The 19,737-nt window shown below is 40.4% G+C and carries 18 protein-coding genes and 1 pseudogene; 11 read left to right on the top strand and 8 right to left on the bottom strand.

The features are described 5' to 3' along the window. The first annotated feature begins 118 nt into the window (after positions 1-118). Positions 119-307 (top strand): YhzD family protein, encoded by a 189-nt coding sequence (locus tag ACQYAC_RS18125; protein WP_012009445.1) that lies wholly within the window; start codon positions 119-121, stop codon positions 305-307. A gap of 31 nt (positions 308-338) precedes the next feature. On the opposite strand, the gene ACQYAC_RS18120 is transcribed toward ACQYAC_RS18125, so the two are convergent. Beyond that, on the bottom strand, positions 339-1,109 hold the full coding sequence (locus tag ACQYAC_RS18120; protein ID WP_429943829.1) for an enoyl-CoA hydratase: 771 nt from the start codon (positions 1,107-1,109) through the stop codon (positions 339-341). A gap of 179 nt (positions 1,110-1,288) precedes the next feature. Here ACQYAC_RS18120 and ACQYAC_RS18115 point away from each other — a divergent pair, with 179 nt between their 5' ends. The 3 genes from ACQYAC_RS18115 (at position 1,289) to ACQYAC_RS18105 (ending at position 3,404) form a co-directional block, all read left to right on the top strand. Continuing rightward, positions 1,289-1,615, top strand: coding sequence for a potassium:proton antiporter (locus ACQYAC_RS18115; RefSeq protein ID WP_429943828.1), 327 nt, complete (start codon positions 1,289-1,291; stop codon positions 1,613-1,615). A gap of 64 nt (positions 1,616-1,679) precedes the next feature. Next, positions 1,680-2,177, top strand: a complete 498-nt coding sequence (locus ACQYAC_RS18110) for a cation:proton antiporter regulatory subunit (RefSeq protein ID WP_268466933.1) — start codon at positions 1,680-1,682, stop codon at positions 2,175-2,177. A 3-nt stretch (positions 2,178-2,180) separates the two neighbouring features. Next, positions 2,181-3,404: a cation:proton antiporter gene (locus ACQYAC_RS18105; RefSeq protein WP_429943827.1), complete on the top strand. Its 1,224-nt coding sequence runs from the start codon at positions 2,181-2,183 to the stop codon at positions 3,402-3,404. 36 nt (positions 3,405-3,440) lie between these two features. Here the strand turns inward: ACQYAC_RS18105 and ACQYAC_RS18100 are convergent. From ACQYAC_RS18100 to ACQYAC_RS18080, 5 genes and pseudogenes are all read right to left on the bottom strand, one after another. After that, a pseudogene (locus ACQYAC_RS18100) lies at positions 3,441-4,715 on the bottom strand (lysine N(6)-hydroxylase/L-ornithine N(5)-oxygenase family protein). Positions 4,716-4,790: 75 nt separating this feature from the next. Further along, on the bottom strand, positions 4,791-6,290 hold the full coding sequence (locus ACQYAC_RS18095; RefSeq protein ID WP_323640046.1) for a coproporphyrinogen III oxidase: 1,500 nt from the start codon (positions 6,288-6,290) through the stop codon (positions 4,791-4,793). A gap of 114 nt (positions 6,291-6,404) precedes the next feature. Further along, on the bottom strand, positions 6,405-7,271 hold the full coding sequence (locus ACQYAC_RS18090) for a Cof-type HAD-IIB family hydrolase (RefSeq protein ID WP_144462461.1): 867 nt from the start codon (positions 7,269-7,271) through the stop codon (positions 6,405-6,407). Between the two features lie 451 nt (positions 7,272-7,722). Next, positions 7,723-8,079 (bottom strand): YlbF family regulator, encoded by a 357-nt coding sequence (locus ACQYAC_RS18085; protein ID WP_012009440.1) that lies wholly within the window; start codon positions 8,077-8,079, stop codon positions 7,723-7,725. A 121-nt stretch (positions 8,080-8,200) separates the two neighbouring features. After that, the gene (locus ACQYAC_RS18080; protein ID WP_429943826.1) at positions 8,201-9,334 is read right to left on the bottom strand and encodes a DUF445 domain-containing protein; all 1,134 of its coding nucleotides are present in this window, start codon (positions 9,332-9,334) and stop codon (positions 8,201-8,203) included. A gap of 214 nt (positions 9,335-9,548) precedes the next feature. Here ACQYAC_RS18080 and ACQYAC_RS18075 point away from each other — a divergent pair, with 214 nt between their 5' ends. The 7 genes from ACQYAC_RS18075 to ACQYAC_RS18045 all read left to right on the top strand — a co-directional run bounded on the left by ACQYAC_RS18075 (position 9,549) and on the right by ACQYAC_RS18045 (position 15,811). After that, positions 9,549-10,652: a YheC/YheD family protein gene (locus tag ACQYAC_RS18075; protein WP_429943825.1), complete on the top strand. Its 1,104-nt coding sequence runs from the start codon at positions 9,549-9,551 to the stop codon at positions 10,650-10,652. Further along, positions 10,609-11,967, top strand: a complete 1,359-nt coding sequence (locus tag ACQYAC_RS18070) for a YheC/YheD family protein (protein WP_429943824.1) — start codon at positions 10,609-10,611, stop codon at positions 11,965-11,967. The genes ACQYAC_RS18075 and ACQYAC_RS18070 overlap by 44 nt, the downstream gene beginning before the upstream one ends. 153 nt (positions 11,968-12,120) lie before the next feature. Continuing rightward, entirely contained in the window at positions 12,121-12,330 is a 210-nt protein-coding gene (locus tag ACQYAC_RS18065) for a YheE family protein (RefSeq protein WP_003211787.1), read from the top strand. 20 nt (positions 12,331-12,350) lie between these two features. Continuing rightward, a complete protein-coding gene (locus tag ACQYAC_RS18060; protein WP_429943823.1) occupies positions 12,351-13,226 on the top strand; it encodes a helix-turn-helix domain-containing protein in 876 nt (291 codons plus the stop codon). A gap of 140 nt (positions 13,227-13,366) precedes the next feature. Further along, positions 13,367-14,473: an ABC transporter ATP-binding protein gene (locus ACQYAC_RS18055; protein WP_169056202.1), complete on the top strand. Its 1,107-nt coding sequence runs from the start codon at positions 13,367-13,369 to the stop codon at positions 14,471-14,473. Between the two features lie 230 nt (positions 14,474-14,703). Continuing rightward, on the top strand, positions 14,704-14,907 hold the full coding sequence (locus ACQYAC_RS18050) for an alpha/beta-type small acid-soluble spore protein (protein ID WP_003210761.1): 204 nt from the start codon (positions 14,704-14,706) through the stop codon (positions 14,905-14,907). 286 nt (positions 14,908-15,193) lie between these two features. Further along, a complete protein-coding gene (locus ACQYAC_RS18045; RefSeq protein WP_429943822.1) occupies positions 15,194-15,811 on the top strand; it encodes an NAD(P)-dependent oxidoreductase in 618 nt (205 codons plus the stop codon). Between the two features lie 103 nt (positions 15,812-15,914). Here the strand turns inward: ACQYAC_RS18045 and ACQYAC_RS18040 are convergent, their stop codons facing one another. Together ACQYAC_RS18040 and ACQYAC_RS18035 are read right to left on the bottom strand one after the other, a co-directional pair. Further along, positions 15,915-17,930, bottom strand: coding sequence for an ABC transporter ATP-binding protein (locus ACQYAC_RS18040; RefSeq protein ID WP_429943821.1), 2,016 nt, complete (start codon positions 17,928-17,930; stop codon positions 15,915-15,917). Further along, a complete protein-coding gene (locus tag ACQYAC_RS18035; RefSeq protein ID WP_429943820.1) occupies positions 17,927-19,684 on the bottom strand; it encodes an ABC transporter ATP-binding protein in 1,758 nt (585 codons plus the stop codon). Before ACQYAC_RS18035 ends, ACQYAC_RS18040 begins: the two co-directional genes overlap by 4 nt. Positions 19,685-19,737: the final 53 nt, after the last annotated feature.

Below are 19,737 nucleotides of genomic sequence, written 5' to 3'. Positions count from 1 at the left end.
TGCGAATGCACGTTCTATCACTCTCATTCTAAAAAACACATTTTTAAGGGGTAAAAAAGAGGTTTTGTCTTATTCCTTGTTTAATTACATAGAAAAGCAGAGGAAAGGAAGATGAGGAATGGAGAAGACATACTTTTTAACTGTATTTGACCCGTCAGGTGAGACTTTACTAAATGAAAAAATCACAACAGATAGTGATGAAAAGGCAAAGGAATTAGGTCGCCATCGCTTATTAGAACAGCAATACACGAAGCATTCTCATCGGCTCGTTGATGATGCAGGCAAGCTGCTTTTATTTGAACGTTAAAAAAGCCGGCATTCGCCGGCCTCACATTCGTTTATACATTCTGGAACACAGGTCGTCTTTTTTCTAAAAAGGCCTGAATGCCTTCCTTATGATCATGGCTTTGCCTCAGTCTAGCCTGTGCTGCCCTCTCCTTTTGAAGAACGGCTAGCAGCTGTGATTCTGACTGCTGGAAATAGATTCGCTTTGTCTCGATAAATGCTTGAAGCGGCATGTTCATAAACGGCTTCACACATACCTTTTGATACGCATCGACTTCCTCTTGAAATACGCCGTCTGCAAGGCGCAGCTTTAGCGCTTCTTCAGCCGGAAGCTTTTGTCCGCTCCAAATCAATTGTTTCGCGGTTTGTTCACTGACTCTTTTTGTAAGGAAAAAGTGCCCTCCGCCATCTGGAATTAAGCCTACTCCATTAAAATTCATGGCGAGCTTTGCATCTTGATGCATAAACAAGTAGTCACAGCTTAAAGCAAAGCTAAAAGCAAGGCCTGCCGCTGACCCGTGGACAAGGGCAATCGTCACTTTTTTCATACCGGCAAGAGAAAGCGTAATCCCCTCAATCAAATCCATCACACGATGGAAATCCTCTTCACTTTCCTGCTTAAGCATCATGCCAATATCTCCGCCTGCTGAAAATCCTTTTCCCGCACCCTTGATCACAACGACTTTTGCACTACTATCCTCCGCCGCATCACATGCCTCTTTGAATTCAGCAAACATCTCCACATGAAATGAATTGTAAGCATCCGGTCTATTGAAAACGATTTCAAAAATATCCCCGTCTAGCTGACAATTGATATATGTCATCATCCATCCCCCTTTTTTAAACACATGACTTACTTCCATTTCAACCCGAATAATCCTTTTTCCTCTGCATAAAAATTTCAGGATCAGTTGATACCAAAACAAGCATAATTGTTGAAACGAAAAATATATTTTTATATAGTAAATGAAGAAAGAAATTGATGGTGAAAGGGGGAGAATGGTTGATCAGGTGTTCCCTATTCATATTAGTTCATTTCATCGTCATGTTTTCTCCTTTTTCAAATGTCGTTTTTGCTCCACAAGCAGAAGCGAGCACACCTAGTCTTATTTCTCCATCCATCTACGATGAAGAAATACACGCTGTGAAGACACCTCCATTTTCAAAAAAACATGCCTCTTCTATTCTATTAAAGAACAAATTATCACTGGCTGATTCAAAAATTTTTCTTCTAAAGCCTGCTCCATCGGCTGTGTTATCGATTGATCTATGTTTTTTGAAAATGAAGTGTGCGATCCCCATTATGTATCAATCAAATTATCTATACTGATTCATTTTATTTCATCCGTATTCACTATATGAAAATCACAACCCATCATATTCGGAGGGATAAAATGAATATTAAAGAAAATGATCTTCCTGGGATCGGAAAGAAATTTGAAATTGAAACGAGAAATAGAGAAAAGATGACGATCGTGATTCATGATGATGGCAGACGGGAGATTTATCGTTTTGATGATGATGATCCAGATGAAGTGCTGTCCACCATTTCTCTCGATGATGCTGAATCACGGCAAATCGCTGCAATTATTGGCGGCATGGTGTATAAACCACAGGCACTCGAAACCATTGAAATGGCCTTCAACGACTTGATGATTGAATGGTTTAAAGTGGAAAAAGAAGCAAAAGCGGTTGGACATACACTCGGTGATTTAGATGTGCGGCAAAACTATGAAGTCACCGTCATTGCGATCATAAAACATACAAATGAAAAATTACTCAACCCTGGTGCCGAATCGATTATTGAAGCAAATGATACGCTGGTCATTTCAGGCGAAAGAAAACACCTAAAGCGATTGATACGTGATTTTCTTTCAAGAGGGGGAGAGTGATGAATGGATCATTTAGTCTTTGAAGTTGGGACGGCACTGATTCTCATCGCCATCGCCAGCTTAATCGCCAATAAAATGAAATTCTCAATCATCCCTTTCCTCATTGTCCTTGGTATGATCGTTGGTCCGCATGCTCCAACCATCGGGATCATTGATCTAAAATTTATCGAAAGCACCGACATTATTTCGTTTTTTGGCAGAATGGGCGTCTTGTTCCTTCTTTTCTACCTTGGACTTGAGTTCTCTGCGGGAAAGCTCATTAAATCGGGCAAGTCCATTGCTGTCGGCGGATCTATATATATTTTGATTAACTTCAACTTAGGACTGCTTTACGGCTTTATTACAGGGTTTGGGGTCCTCGAAGTTCTCATTATGGCAGGAGTTATCACGATTTCATCCAGTGCCATTGTGGCCAAAGTTCTTGTTGATTTGAAACGGACAGCGAACCCTGAAACTGAGTTAATTCTTGGGATCATCATGTTTGAGGATATTTTCCTCGCTGTTTATTTATCCGTCGTATCCGGTCTTGTCCTAGGAGATGCCACAACAGTTGGCGGTGCCTTATTATCTATTTTCATTGCTTTTGGTTATATGATGCTTTTCTTTATCATTGCACGTATGCTGCCGAAACGATTAAACAAGTTATTCGATATCCGTTCGAACGAAGTGTTCATCATTGTGATTTTTGCGGCTTTATTTTTTGTCGCAGGTTTCTCAGAGACGATCCATGTAGCAGAGGCCATTGGTGCTCTCTTACTTGGTCTTGTTTTCTCAGAAACAGAGCACGCTGACCGCATTGAACATCTTGTGGTACCATTTAGAGATTTCTTCGGAGCCATGTTTTTCTTCAGCTTCGGTCTCAGCATTGATCCATTTACATTAGGTGATGCATTTTGGCTTGCGATTGGCGCTGTGGTCCTCACCTTCATTGGGAATTTCACTGCTGGAATGTTCGCTGGGAGAAGAGCTGGATTTTCTCATAAAGCGTCTTCTAATATTGGTTTAACCATCGTATCACGCGGAGAGTTTTCAATTATTGTAGCCGAACTCGGTATTGCGGGCGGACTTTCCGCTACCTTAAAGCCATTTGCTGCATTGTATGTCTTAATCCTTGCGATATTAGGTCCACTAGTGACGAAGGAATCTAAGCGAATCTATCAAATCCTAAACAAAGTGTTCAAATGGCAAACAGAAAAACCAAAAGTGAAAAAAGAAACGACAATCTAATGAAAAAGGGCCCTATGCTTGGGCCCTTTTTATCTTTTATTCAAATTGCTGAAAGGCTGTTTCTTGCTTGACTGGCGCTTCTTTGCCCCCGCGAATCGTTTGAATCACTTTTTGGTTGCGGTAGATGGATAGTTTTAAATTGGTCGCCGCTGTTCCATGAGAGTGATCTAGGTGCGTGAATGTAAAAAAATGATGCGGACGCTTGTCTTTGAACACAAGCCTGAAGTCTTTTGTCACTTTAAAATGTTCCTCACTTTCCCATTCAATCAAAGGTTCTTACGCACTAAACCACGCCGGGATATTCGGTGTGTACCCTGTAGCCAATACGGCACGATCTACTGATATACTCTTTTCTTTCTTTAGCTGCCACTGCTTTAGTTTCAGCTTCAGGGACTGATTCTCCTCCACCTGAATCGCTTCAAGCTCGGTCATTGGCTGAATAATCACAGATGGCTCTTCGCCAGAAACAGACCGATGATACAATTCTTGATAAATGCGTGAGAGCGTCGATGCATCTATCCCATTTCTTAATCCAGTCAGCCTAGGCAATGTGTTCATTCGTTCTTCATAAGGAAGCGAATGGAAATATTCAACGTACTTTGGTGTAAATAGCTCCTGACCAAGCTCAGCCGTCTCTAGCTCTCTAAATTCACTAGATCGCGTAAACCAAGATAGCTGCTGCCCTTTCTTCTGATGCTGAAGCAAGTCTAAGAAGATTTCGGCTGCACTCTGCCCAGAGCCAATCACCGTCACCGACTCAGCTTCATGAAGTTCTTTCTGCTGGTCTAAATACCGGCTGCTATGGGTCACATTTGGCAGTGCAGCATCAGGCACATCGACAGGAATCATCGGTTTGCTCCCTGTTCCAAGCACGACATGCTTTGCCCGATACTCAGAAAGCGATCCATCCTTTAAGCACCTGACTTTCACAAGATAACCACCTTGACAGTCCGTCACTTCTTCTACCTTCATGCCAAATTGACAGCTATCTATTTCACCTGCGACCCATGATAAATACTCATTGAATTCTCTTCGCGGAATGTCAAACTGTTCAAATGTATAGAACCGGTGAAGTCTATTGGATTCATGTAAATAATTTAAAAATGTATATCTGCTCCTTGGATTCGCCATCGTCACAAGATCAGCTAAAAAGGAGACTTGTAAATCCGTTCCTTTGATCAGCATACCAGGATGCCAGGCAAATTCAGACTCCTGTTCAAAAAAACAGCATGAAACATCTTCATACTCCTCTAACAAAGCCGCCAAACCTAAATTGGCAGGTCCAATCCCAATTCCGATCACATCAATCATATGTACACCTGCTTTAACTTTTTATCACTTATATACCCTTTTACAAATGAAAAAAACACTACGTCACCGCAGTGTTTAAACGTGAGGAACAAATAATGACTCAAGAAATTGAATTTTCTCTTCAGTATAGTGTTCATAACGGTCATTATATGATTTTGGATCTTTTGGATTGGCATATTGCGTAATTTTTCCTGAACGTGGATCAATGAATTTACTAGCAGCACCGCATCCAATCCCAATGATTGTCTGCACTTCTTCCATAATAATGATATTATACAAACTTTCCTGTCCATCTAATGAATACCCGACATTTTCAAGGTTCCCTAAGATGTTTTTTTGTCTATATAAATAATAAGGATGATAGTCATGTGCTTTCGTCCAAGCGACCGCTTCATCCATCATACGTGTGATTTCTTCTCGGTCAGCTACTTGATATTTGTCCTTATTGCGCGTCATCTCAGACGCTCTTTTAAAGGAGAGCGTATGCACAGTTAAAGATTCAGGCTTAAGTTCTTCAGTCTGCTGCAAGGAATGCTGGAATTCCTTTAGCCCTTCTCCCGGCAAACCAATAATTAAGTCCATATTAATGTTATTCATGCCATACTGTCTTGATAAGTGATACTTTTCAATCGTTTCTTCTACACTATGGTGACGGCCAATGGCTTTCAGTGTTTCATTTTCATACGATTGTGGATTGATACTAATCCGGTCAATATGATATCGGTTTAGCACCTCTAGCTTATCAGGCGAAATTGTATCAGGACGCCCTGCTTCGACAGTCACTTCCCGTATATGTTTCACATCAGGGAATGAGCGGTACATTTCTTCATACAGCAAATCCATTTCTTCCGCAGTGATACTTGTCGGCGTACCTCCGCCAAAGTAAACGGTCGTCACTTTAATCCCATGTTCTTTTAGCCAAGTCCCGATTTTTTGCATCTCATAATGCAGACCAAACAAAAACGTTCCCACTCTTCCTGCTTGTCCTTTAATCGCATAAGCAGGAAACGTGCAATAAGCGCATTTTGTTGGGCAGAAAGGAATACCAATATAAATACTTACCTCCTGCTGAAGGTCATACAGGTCAGGAATCGCTTGAAGCTGACGATCGACAATTTCCTGCATCAAATCGATTTTTTCATCATGAATCAAATAATCACGCTTTAATGCGGCATGCGCATCTTCCTTTGTCATACCTTCTCTCAGCATCTTATGAAGTAATTTTGTAGGACGTATCCCTGTGAGAATCCCCCACTTTTGCGTCATTCCTGTGTGCTCCTGAAGCAGATGTAAATAAACAGACAGCACTGTGTTTTTAATTTGCTTCCAGCGCTCCTTGTCGTTCAATCCCTTTGGGACGTCTCGCGAAAAACGACTAGTGATGTCTGTTCCAGCGATGTGACCAGATGCCTCCACCGTTCCATTTTCTTCTTTCCAGCTAAACTCCATGACTAGTCCATCATGCAATTCATCTGGACCAAACAGCACTTCACTATCTTCTTCAAATAAATTGGCTATATTGACAAGCGGGCGATGAAATCGTTCATCTGACAGCCCTTTAATTAAAATTCGCATCGTATCACCTTTATCTTCAAACTTGTTTCATTTTACAAAATCTATGTAGGAAAAGCAATGACTGGAACAGTTAAAGGCCCTGCCATTTCTTGATTGACAGGACCTTCGTCTATATTATCGCTTAATATCGAATTGATGTAAAAATCCTTCTCTTTGCTGCATTCTAAAGTATTCTTTGATCATATAAGCGACTCCCTGTTCATCGTGTGAACGTGTCACCCAATCGGCTTTACGTTTAACAGAATGAGGTGCATTTCCCATCGCAACGCCTAAGCCAGCCAATTCGAGCATTGGAATATCATCTGTTCCCTGCCCAATGACCACCGTATCTTCTAATGTCAAACCTAAGGCTGAGGTCAAAAGAGAAAGCCCCGCTTCTTTCGATACGCCTTTGCATACAATATTCATTTTCTCATCACTAATCCGAATAAGATCGACAGATGGAAAAGCTTGTTGAATGGTTCGGTGAATTTCAGCCTGAAGCTCTGCGGTTGAATACACTTCAATCACTGGTGTACTGACCGGTTCATCCATCAGCATATCACTTAGAGATTCAACAAATTGCACGGGATAGAAAATTGGATCAGACGGATGAATCAACGTCTTTCCCATCAGCTGTGACTGCGTTTTTTTCCGGTTGCCAATCGAGAATTTTTCATGCAGCAAGCGAACATTACAATCAAAGCTTTCAAGAATTTGCACAAGATTAAATGTTTTTTCTTCCGTTAGTTTCTTCACATGAAGCGGCTCATCGAGTTTATTCGCGATAAATGCACCACTATGCGTTACAAGGGTTGACGTTGGAATCTTCAACGCCTTGGCAATTTTTTGTGCGGAACGAAAATGCCGATTGGTGACAAGCGTCACGTAAACCCCTTTTTTCTTTACATATTCCACAGCTTCTTTTGTAGCGGAATGGATTTTTCCATTGGAACGAAGTAACGTTCCATCTATATTGAGTGCAAGTAATTTTTTTGACACTGAGGCATCCCCCTTCTTGATGACTGTACTTACGATGAGGATATGCCCTAGCTTGGTGCTTTAGAACATGCAGTTGAAAGAGCCCTGTGTGTTATGAATCTTTTTGCAAATAAAAAAAGCCTACCCCTAGGCTTTTTTTTATGTATGGTTTGGATGCGTCACAATGAGGTGATGAAGCTCCCCATGATCCCCTTATCTTTCACACACCAAAGCATTGCTTATATCAGATCCCCTTATGCTTTGCGTTTCTCCCAGAAGCGCTTCTCTCTCGTTTGGCTAATCGCCTTAAATCCCAAGTGAAACGCACCCAATTGTCCCATGAGAGCGCTTATTTGAAAGCACTTTCAATATAAGTATTATCGCAGAATTTATGAGCTTCGACAACCTTTTTTTGAAAAGTTGGACAGGGAATATGTGAAATAAAAAAGGGCGAATATCATCGCCCTTTTCATTAATTTTCTTCTGGATTCCCATAAAGCTCTTCAAGAGGCTTCATGATCACTTTATTTAATTCTCCGATGAGAACACTCACACGTTGTTCTGCTTCCATCAACTGAGAGATTTTATCGTGCTGTTGAACAAGTGCCACTGTTTTTTGTGCTTGCTCCACTTCTTCTTGTGTGATCTCTTGACCAGTCATTTGTTTTTGTTGAAGGTTTACTTGAATGTCACGGAAGTTCTCGAACATTCTTTTAGAGGACTCATCCGCGTTAACCTCATCATAAAGATTTTTTAGAGTTGAGTATTCTTCGCTATGACGCAATGCTTTTTCAAGGTCATATGCAACATCATAAACATTTACAGACATGTTATGTCTCCTTTCTATCCGTTATCACCGATATGATCGGCGGACACCACTCCACTATAACAAACTATGGCTTTCGTTTCACATATATACAACGGATTCATTAAAATTTCTCTAATCTGTCTTAAAATAACGTGACAAAGATTGCTTGGATTGCGCCGATTAATCCCCCTAAAAAACCACCTAAAAACGTGATCATCTTAAGTTCATTGTTGGAAATGCTAATGACAAGCTCCTCCATTTTTTTAAGCGGAAAAAGTTCAATCTGGTCACGAATGATATCTTCAAACTTGAGCTTTGCGAGTAGTCCCTCTAATGCATTTGATGCTGCTTTAATCCCCTTATCGACAAGCACTGGTGCTAAGTGTATTTTGAGATCAACCGCTACTACGCTGACATAAGATCCAACTGGCTTGTCTAATATCAGCTTTGTAGAGAAGTGTGAAAGCAATTGCTTTTTCACACTATAAGCAAGCTCCTTCACATTCCATTTATCATCCAGTTCCTGAAGAGAAAATTGTTTCACCTTGTCCCATTCCTGAACGAGCAAATCTGATAAAAACCTCTTTGTTTCTGCATTTCTTAAAAATTTAATGATTTCAGGATGTACACGGTCAATTAAGCTTGAATTTCCTAAAAACATTTGAACCATACCGCCAAGCATGCCGCGTTCCTTTAAGAAATCATCAATCATATTGCCAAGCCTCGCTTTACCTTCTTCACTTTCAAAGTAATGGATGCCTCTCTTTAAAATATAATCTGCTGCATCTGGAATTTTTGACGAAATTTTGTTTTCTACTTCTAATGGGAGTAACTCAGATAACGTTTGCTCATTATATTTTTTTAGCAATGAATCGAGCTTCTGATCAGACCAATGATGAATCCATTCATCTGCTTTGACGTCAGCATGTGATACACCGAATCTTTCTAACAAAGAGAGCATTGTGATCTCCATGTCAGCGCCTTTATCAATCAATCGATGAACTGTATGCAAGATCTCCTGCTTAGCCTCAGATGATTCAAATCGCTTTTGAATACCTTCTGGCGTGAGCAAATGCTCCATAACCAAGACGCCAACCTGCTTGGCTACTTCATCTCTTCTTTTAGGAATGAGCCCTGGTGTAAAAGGAAGCTGTTTCCCGAATAAGTAATACGGCTTATAAGGACGAAAAAGCATTTTAATCGCAAGATGGTTTGTCGCTGCTCCTATAACGGCACCTATAACAATCATAAAGATAAACGTTGTGAATATATTCAAAGTCGTCATCTACCTTTCAAACAATACCCGATGTTTATTGGTTTAATCTATACGTATTATAGTTGTTGTCATGTCCTCAAGCAAATGAAGCATGCTGCTAGACATATGATCAATCGATCTGTCGTAATGATAAAGGAGCGCAATCTTTATGTAAAATCATGAAAATGTGTTTTTCTGCTGGTAAAAAAAGAAGTTGAAAAGAAGGTGTTTTTTAATGACATCAACATTAGGTATTGTGACTCTTTCACCGAAGTATGAAGAGGGATTCACACGTGGGCTAGCCAAAGCTGCCCCTGCTTATGGTTTAAAGGTTGTCCGTTTTACACCACTTGATTTAAAGCCGGCTTCAAATTTAATACAAGGTCAAACATATACGAATGGTCAAGGATTCACCGCAGCAGAATTTAAGATTCCTGACTTGATTTACGATCGATGCCTTTACAAGCATGACGCACAATCTAAAAAAGCAAAACCAATCATGGAATGGCTGAAAAAGTATCCGAAAACAGTTTTTTTGAATACAGGTATTTCAAATAAAATGATGCTATTCGAGCAGCTCCGCCTTCTCCCTGCTTTACAGCCATATTTACCTGTCTGCTCATTATTAAAAGAGCCATCAGACCTTCTCAGCATGTTAAGGAAAGACGGTTATTGTAAAATGCAGCCGCTCTCTCAACAACATGCAGCATCTACTTACTTCATTTTCTTAAAAGACAACACTTTCACTGTTCAGCTAAGTCCCGAACAAGTCATCACATTTTCGCGTCCATCAGATATAGACCGCTGGTGCAGAAAGTATGTAGGCCGATATTTCCTTCAATTTTTTCAGACGAGTGATCAAAAAGACTTTTTATTCAATGAAATAAGGATTTTCCTGATGAAAGATTCACAAAATCAGTGGAATCGCATAGGGATTCACACAAAATCACCTACAGAAAATAATCATTTAAGCATTACACAAAAATCAGCATCCATGATAGGCTTTGATCACTATCTAAACACCTTGCAGCCGCACATCAAAGAGCTTCTTTTAGATGATATTGCATCCATTCAAGCATCTCTGCCAGCATATATAGATAAAACCCTTTCCCCTTGCTTTGAATTCGCTGTAGACTTACTCCATACAAGTGAGGGCAGGCTTTTCATATCAAATATAAGATCAAAACCAGGGCGATCCGCTTTTTTAAAAGCTTATCCTGACAAGGAAAATGAATTGATTCGTACCATTCTTGCACATGCCCAGTCGATGAAGTCACAACCGAAGGAGGTTTCTCATGAACAAAAATCGTTACATCATCGCCACTCATCCCGCAAGTGAAAAAACAATTCATCTTCCCATCCATTTTAAACAGCAGGAGGCGATCTATTCTCTTGCTTTAGGTTCCCGTCTAGTAGATGACTTCACCGTTTCCTATCATCAACATACAAATAAAATTTTATTATCAGAAGATCTATATAGAGATTTACTCATTCCTTATCAATCAAAAGCTGATGTGATTGCCATTGATCATACCCTGTTCATAGGGCCACTGCTTGGTATTTTCACCGCAGGTTTTGAGCAAAGCACGCAGCCACTAGGAACTAGATTAGACTTTTTTATCAAACTGCTGCGCTCTTTCAAACAGCATGCCGGTTTTGCTTATCTTTTTGGGACACATTCTATTGATTGGGATAAAGGAATAATAGAAGGATTGTTGTACCAACAGCAAACATGGGTTAAAAAACAAATGCCCCTGCCTTCAGTCATTTACGATCGTCTTCCAAATAGAAAGGCTGCTCAGTCAGCATTCATTCAAGAAACAAAACGCAAACTCACTCAAGACTATGATATTCCTTGGTTCAACCCTCATTTTTTTAATAAATGGGACATTCATGAACAATTGTTAACAGATGAAAAAACATGTCCTTTTCTTCCACATTCCATACAATTGGACCCGGTGGACGCTCTAAATAAAATAGAAACACTCCTCCATCTACATCAGGTCATTTACTTAAAACCGTCGAACGGCAGTCATGGCGACGGTATTTATCAATTAAACAAGAAGGCTCATGGAATCACTGTATGCTCAAATCAAGGAAGGGCTGTTCCATATGACTCTTTAGAGGATTTCGTTATCAATCTCCGGAAAGATCACGCAATTCAAGATTTTATGGCTCAACAAGGCATTGCACTTCTTCAAATAGACAATCAACCAATGGATTTCAGAGTTCATACCAATAAAAATAAGTACGGTCATTGGACAGTCCCAGCAGTAGCAGCAAAAATTTCTGGCAATCACACCGTCACGACTCACCATTCACATGGAGGCTCGGTGAAAACACTTTATGATGTTTTTCCAGAAAAGAAGAAGCGTTTGAAAATCTTAGAGCAGCTTTCTTATACTGCTATCACGCTTAGTCAGGTAATTGATGAAAAATTGTCCGGTCATATTGGTGAAATCGGTTTTGATTTAGGTATTGATCGGACAGGAGCTATCTGGATGTTTGAAGCCAATTCTCGCCCTGGCCGAGAGGTTTTCCAGCATGTCTCATTGCGAAACTCAGAAAGGCTGATTGGAAAAAGAATCATGGATTACGCCTCTTACCTTTCACAAACGACCTTAACAACTACAGACCACACAAACATCTATTGACAGTTTTTTAAAAAAGTAAGGGTGTGATGAAATCTATGCTTTTCCTATGCTCTTTTCATCAGATGAGATACAATAAAATCAAGTTCAAGATTGTTTCCGTATCGTCGTGTTTATTTATTGTTTCATCAATAAAAGCAAGGGGGCAATGATGATATGATTTCTCATTTTCAATGGAAACCTCTCTTTAAAAAAGCACAATTGCCAGGATGGAAAATATCCTTTTTTCACAATGGTGCGCACTACGAAGGCATCTACCACAAAACAGGTGATATTGAATGGGGCTCTCAGCTTCCGCCTCATGAAGTCGAACCAACCTTAAAAGAAGAAATCCACGAATTAATGCTATTCCATGTCTATGATTAAACTGTTTAAGGAGCTTCGCCATGTTAGAAAAATTAAAGCTTGTTTACGGAGAGCATATCATCTGCTCCCCTACAGATGATCATCAAATACTTTGGTACCAAACAGACGAAGGCGAATTATTTGGAGTAGACAAATCAAAGCTTACAGCGAGAGAAACACATCTTCTCAATACTTTCCTTACACCAATTGATCTTTCTCACACAAAGCGGACTGAGGATGAACAAAAATGGTACAGCTATCTTTTTGATAACAAACCACTAACCGTTCAGCACCCCGTCCGTGTATATTATTTTAAAATGTCACATCAAGCAGAACAAAGGCAGCAAATAAAAGAGGCTGTGGTTCACAGCCTCGAACAAACTCATTTCATTTGGACAGGCGCTCATACAGCGATGCTGATTCAAACAAACGCTACATCAGAAAATAGTCAATTAGAGCTGCTATATGATTTGTCTCTAGCCATTACAAGTGACTTTTTAACAGACTCATTCTTTTTACAGGGACAACTCCATTTGCCAAATGAACATTTACAGAAGAAATTGTTAAATGAACAGCAGCTTGTCTTTGGTCATATGCAGCAAGGTAAGCTTAGGTCAGGGATTTCCACATTTTATCAATGTCTGCCATCTCTCTTGCGTTATGATGAATCCGCCCTCTCTCATGCTATTTCAGATGCTTTTAAAGAGGCGGTTCTTGATCGGGACGTTTTCCGTACCCTCATGACTTATATGCAATGTAACTTAAATGCATCTAAGGCAGCAAAAGCTTTATATGTTCACAGAAACAGCCTTCAATATCGAATCGATAAATTTATTGAGCGAACAGGAATAGATATACGACATTTTCCAGAAGCATCTGCCGTCTATTTTATGATGAATCTTCTCGACCTTTCATAACATTCAGTAACATGAGCAACCTGCCCAAAAATGAAAATGAGATGTTGTGCACGTTGTCCATTTACAGACGCTTCCCCATTTTATACACTTTATGTACAATATAAAGCGCTTTCAATAAAAGAATGGGGAGGTTATCATTTATGGCTGAAATGATGCTCAATCAAATTTATAAAGTGTATGATAACAAGGTAACAGCAGTAGACAACTTTAATCTACATATAGAAGATAAAGAATTTATTGTGTTTGTTGGTCCATCTGGATGCGGAAAATCAACAACCCTTCGCATGATTGCAGGACTTGAAGAGATTTCACAAGGGGATTTTCTTTTAGACGGCAAACGGATGAACGATGTAGCACCAAAAGACCGAGATATCGCAATGGTTTTCCAGAACTATGCATTATACCCTCATATGAATGTATACGATAATATGGCTTTTGGATTAAAGCTGCGGAAGTTCCCGAAAGCAGAAATTGATGAGCGGGTTCGAAATGCCGCTAAAATATTAGGCCTTGAGCAATATTTAGACAGGAAACCAAAAGCACTGTCTGGCGGTCAAAGGCAGCGTGTTGCACTTGGGAGAGCAATTGTGCGTGATGCAAAGGTCTTTCTTTTGGATGAGCCGCTTTCTAATTTAGATGCAAAACTTCGCGTTCAAATGCGTGCTGAAATATCTAAGCTTCATCAGCGTCTGCAAACGACATTTATCTATGTCACACATGACCAGACTGAAGCTATGACAATGGCTACACGTCTTGTTGTAATGAAAGATGGCTTTATTCAGCAGGTTGGAGCGCCAAAGGATGTATATGAAAATCCAGAAAATGTATTTGTTGGTGGATTCATTGGCTCTCCTGCGATGAATTTTTTTACAGGAAAGCTCTCTGACGGTGCCATTGCAGTTGGAAAAACGCATATACGTGTACCAGAAGGAAAGATGAAGGTATTACGGAGCCAAGGTTATATCGGAAAAAATATCATCCTTGGGATCAGACCAGAAGATTTTCATGATGAACCCGTGTTTATAGAAGCGTCTGAGGGCACAAAGATTGATGCGAGCGTAGAAGTTGCTGAATTAATGGGAGCAGAAACGATGCTTTACTCTTCTCTCGATGGTCAGTCTTTTATTGCACGTGTTGATTCTCGTACCGATGTTCAGGCCGGACAAACTATACCTCTTGCCATCGATATGAATAAAGCCCACTTCTTTGACTCAGATACGGAGCTCCGCATTCGTTCCGCTGAATAAATATATATGCAGTGCCATCACTCATGATTGAGTGATGGCTTTTTTGCATGTTGAACAACATTTACCATGTTCTTTTCTCGTATGTTTTTTTCGAAAATCACCATAATACTTAGTACAAAGCAGTTACCGCATTGGGTTTCGCCAAGTGGCAAATGACTTGATCATTTCGCTGGTGCGATTCCAGCAAACCCAACCATAAAAAAATCACATACAAAAAGGAGATTCACATCATGGCTAATTCTAATAGTTCAAATCAATTACTAGTTCCTGGAGCAGAGCAAGCAATCGATCAAATGAAATACGAAATCGCTTCTGAATTTGGCGTTAACCTTGGAGCAGAAACTACAGCTCGTGCTAACGGTTCAGTTGGTGGAGAAATCACAAAACGTCTTGTGTCTTACGCTCAACAACACATGGGTGGAACAAAAGCTTAATTTCATATCTGGATCATAGAAGGCACCTCTTAAGGTGTCTTCTTTTTTTGTTGTTATCCCTCACCAATCTCCTTTCCAGCTCATATCATAGAGTAGAAAGGAGCGGATCTTCATGGACATTATTTCCGGTATGAACTTTGAACTTCTACAATTCGTCGGTATCTCTCTATTATGTGAATATGCTCATAGTATTCGGTCCTTTCACCTTTATAAAAAAAGCATCACATAAAAGTTGTACCATTTTGGGTTCTTTTCACTTATAGTATGTAGTGGAGGGATCGAACAGATGAAAATAGCTCTATTCGGTGCTCATGGACGTGTAGGACAAGCATTTCTTCGTTTCGTTCAAGTAGATGATCGGTACATCGTTCGTTCATTGATTCGGACAAACCGAGAAGAAATGCTTGCGGGTATGTTTCAAGTCACCGGCAATTCAAGAAATCGAGAAGATGTGCTTGAGACGATCAAAGGAGCAGATATTGTTGTGAGCTGTCTATCCACAGATGGTGATGATACATTATCTGTTTCAATGGAGCATATCGTACAAGCCATGAAGCAATCAAATACATCAAGAATTATTACAATAGGTACGGCAGGTATTTTAAAGGCAAGGCAGCAGCCGGAGCATTACCGTTTTGAAACAAATGAATCAAGGCGGACCACTTCCCGAGCAGCTAAAGAGCATGCCAAAGCGTTTGAACTCCTTCAAACGACTGACTTAGATTGGACCATTATTTGTCCAACCTATTTGCCAGACGGAGAAGTGACACGGTCATATCGCTATGAGAAAGATTTTCTCCCTATAGATGGAAAGAAAATTTCAGTTGAAGATACCGCACACTTTTTATATCAGCAGTTAAATTCGAAGGAATTTGTACATCAACGTGTCGGTATTGCTTACTAATGACGCATAATGAGTAAAGATCGAGGTCAAAAACGATTGCTCGACTTTTTTATGCAAATAAAAAGAGCCCATTCAATATGAATAGGCTCTTTTTTGTGATTCATCAGCTGTTTGCCACAGCACCCTTTTGCAGTTCGTACATTTGAGCATACAGCCCTTCTTGCTGCATGAGTTGATCATGACTGCCCCGCTCGACAATTTCCCCTTTTTCTAAAACCAAAATCATATCGGCTTTCTTAATGGTGGATAATCGGTGAGCAATGACAAAAGTTGTTCGTCCTTCTTTGACGACATCAAGCGCTCGCTGAATGATCGCTTCTGTTTCTGTATCAATGTTTGCGGTGGCTTCATCTAAAATTAAGATCGCTGGATTGTATGCTAGTGCACGAGCAAATGAAATGAGCTGACGTTCCCCTGAGGAAAGAGTACTGCCCTTTTCAACGACTGGTTCATCAAATCCTTCTGGCAGGTGCTTCAATAACTCTACTGCGCCTACTTGTTTTAATGATGATTCAATCGTTTCTCTTTTAATGTCTTCATTTCCTAAGCTGACATTGGATGCAATCGTTCCGGAAAATAAATACGGGTCTTGAAGCACAATGCCCATTTGTTTCCGCAACGTTTGCCGGGACTGGCGATAAATGCTTTCCCCATCAATGAGAATGTCTCCTTGCTGAATGTCATAAAAACGCAGCAGCAAGTTCATAATCGAGCTTTTCCCAGAACCAGTATGCCCCACAAGTGCAATCGTCTGGCCTTTTTTGGCCTCGAATGTAATGTTCTTTAATACATTTTTTCCTTCATTATAAGCAAAGGTGACGTCTTGGAACTGAACGTGTCCTTCCATTTCCTTCTGAACAGGTTCTTCCACTGTTGTTCCTGGCTCATCTAATAATCGGAAAACCCTTTCCGATGAAACTCGTGCTAATTCCAATCTCGAGAATTGGTTCACAATGCCTGTAATCGGCTGAAATAACCGATTTAGGTAATCGACAAACGCGTAGAGCACTCCAATTGACACAATGCCCGTCGCACTTAAAGACGCACCGCCAAAATACCAAATGAGTGCCACATATGCTAAATTCCGAAGCAGGTTAACCAAGTTATGCGACAGAAGTGAATTTAAATGCAGCATCTTTCGCTGATATCGAAAGTGATTGTTGTTCAGCTCATCGAATTCCTCTTTTGTCACTTTTTCATGACGAAACGCTTGAATAATGGTCATCCCTTGAATGGCTTCATTTAGCTTGGCATTGATGTCACTAATGATCGAACGAATGCGGTGGTTGTACACCGATGCAAATTTTCTGTAGGTCATTGACCATAGGAAAATAATCGGTACCGCCGCCAAACAAATAAGTGCCAGCTTCACATTTAATAAAAACATGGCAATATAAATCCCAATCATGTAAATCGCACTCGTCACAAAATTGGCGAGGACTGTCACATATAAATCACGAATGGTTTCAGTGTCATTGGTAATCCTCGCTACAACCTTTCCAGCCGGTAAATTATCAAAATACCGGATAGGCAGCGTTTGAATATGTTCAAACACATCTACTCTCATTTTTTGAATAATTCGGTTGGCTATTCGCTGTAACAGGTAATGCTGCGCATATTGAAAGAAAATCGCAATGACGAGAAGCCCTAGATAAAATAGAACAAGCTGCACCAAACCACTGATTTCCGGCTCATAAAAAGAGAAAATTTCCTCTTTTGATAAACGCTGTACTTGATAGGTCTCGCGCTCGTTTCCATTTTCAATGGTAAGTTGATCTCCCGATATTTTTCGGTTTCCGTCAAAGCGAATCGGCTCATTTACAAAATAGTAACCGAAGCCGACTTGCACCACATTGATTTGTTTTCCGGATTCCATATCATTGTCTAATCGATCGCTTCGTATATAGTTATTTCCCTGGTAATAAACGGTTTTGTCTGTTTTTTCATTGACCTCGACATATGGCTTTTCTACACCTAAAATATGATCATCAATCATTTTCTTCCCAATAAATGGTCCTGTCAGTTCAGCACCTACTGCAATGATGAGAAAAATCAAGGCAACAGACAGTACTTTCTTATAAAGGAGTGCGTAGGCGAGGAGTCTTCTTCCCGTTGTCATGCCTCATCCCCTCCTTCCAGCTGGTTTGTCAGCTGTTGACGCAGAAATTGTTCTTTGTACCACCCATCTTGCTGAATGAGCTCTTCGTGAGTGCCCTTTTGGACGATACGTCCTTCTTCCATGACAAGTATAAGATCTGCATGCTCAACAGCTGATAAACGATGAGTCGTAATAAACGTCGTTTTCCCATGACGATTTTGCCTTAAATTTTCTAAAATAGCGGTTTCTGTTTTTGCATCTACCGCAGAAAGTGAGTCATCCAGTATTAAAATGTCGGGATCTATTAATAAAGCGCGCGCAATGGAAATTCTCTGCTTTTGTCCACCTGACAGCGCCACACCTTTTTCTCCGACCATCGTTTCGAGACCCTCTGGCAAAAGACGTAAATCTTTTTCAAAATAAGCATCTTTGATTGCTTGTGCTAATTCATTTTGTTTTGCGTCTCGATGACCAAAACGCATATTCTCTTCTACACTTTTTGAAAAGAGAATATGATCCTGCGGCACGTATCCAATCCATTGAAATAACTGATCCAATTCGACCTCTTGGATTGGGACTCCTGATAGCAAGATGTGACCATCACCTGTTGGATACTGACGCAGAAGCTGTTTTACAATAGTTGTTTTACCGCTTCCTGTTTTGCCTGTAATTCCGATCGTCTGCCCCTTTCGAACCGTAAAGGACACATCAATTAAATTATCTTTTGGGGAAGTTGGATACCTAAATGTCACGTGGTCAAACTGAATATCGCCAGGCTCTTGTAACATTTTTGGCTGAGAAGCGTCTGTAACATCCGGCTTATAGCTGAGTGTATGATTCAACCGGTCTAACGACGCATTTCCTCTTTGCATAATATTAATCAACTCGCCGATCGCAAACATTGGCCAGATCATCATCCCAAGATATACGTTAAAAGCGACAAGCTCACCAATGGTTAAATCGCTTTGGAATACAAGGTAGGCACCGTATCCAATTCCTATTAAGTAGCTGACCCCGACAAGTAATTTCACTGTCGGCTCAAACAATGAATCAATGACCGCCACTCTCATATTTTTTTGAAATACATCATCTGTCATTTGGCGAAAGCGTTCGACATCTTGCTTCTCCTGTACAAAAGACCGGATGACCCGGACACCTGCGACCGATTCAAGGACGCGATCATTCATATCACCAAATGCATCTTGAGCAACTGTAAAGCGATCATGAATTTTGCTGCCATAATACGCAATCAAGAGCGCCATCAGCGGCATAGGAATGATCGCCATTAAAGTTAATTTCCAGCTAATCGTCAGACCCATCGTAAAAAAGATCATCAGCATATAAGCAGTGGAATCCACCAATGTCAGAACGCCAAAACCTGTCGTTAAAGCTACAGCATTCAAATCGTTTGTACCTAATGCCATTAAGTTACCGGTTTTTTTCTTTTCATAAAAGGTGGGTGTCATCTTGAGTAAGTGACGCATAAGTTTCCCGCGCATCACACGTTCCATGACATTTGCGCCGCCAAATAACTGATACATCCAGAAATATGTCAGTGTATAGACAACGACACCTAGCAAGCAAAAAATGGCTACATAAAACATCATACTAGATGTTGTAAATTGACCAGAACGAATGTCATCAACTGCCTGCCCAAGATATCTTGGCGGCAGCATTTCAAGCACATTCACAATGAGCAGGAGCGTAATGGCGATCGTATAACGCCTCCACTCTTGTTTGAAGAACCAGCCTAATTTCGTAAATACTGAAAACATGTTTGTCTCTCCTTTTAAAGCTAGCCGCTTTCTATATTTTCTTGACTGTCACC

Origin of the sequence: Bacillus sp. MM09(2025) (genome assembly GCF_050496725.1) — a bacterium.
Taxonomy (GTDB): Bacteria; Bacillota; Bacilli; order Bacillales; family Bacillaceae; genus Bacillus; species Bacillus pumilus.
The sequence above is the reverse complement of the archived record's forward strand: the minus strand, read 5'-3'. Positions and strand labels throughout refer to the sequence as shown.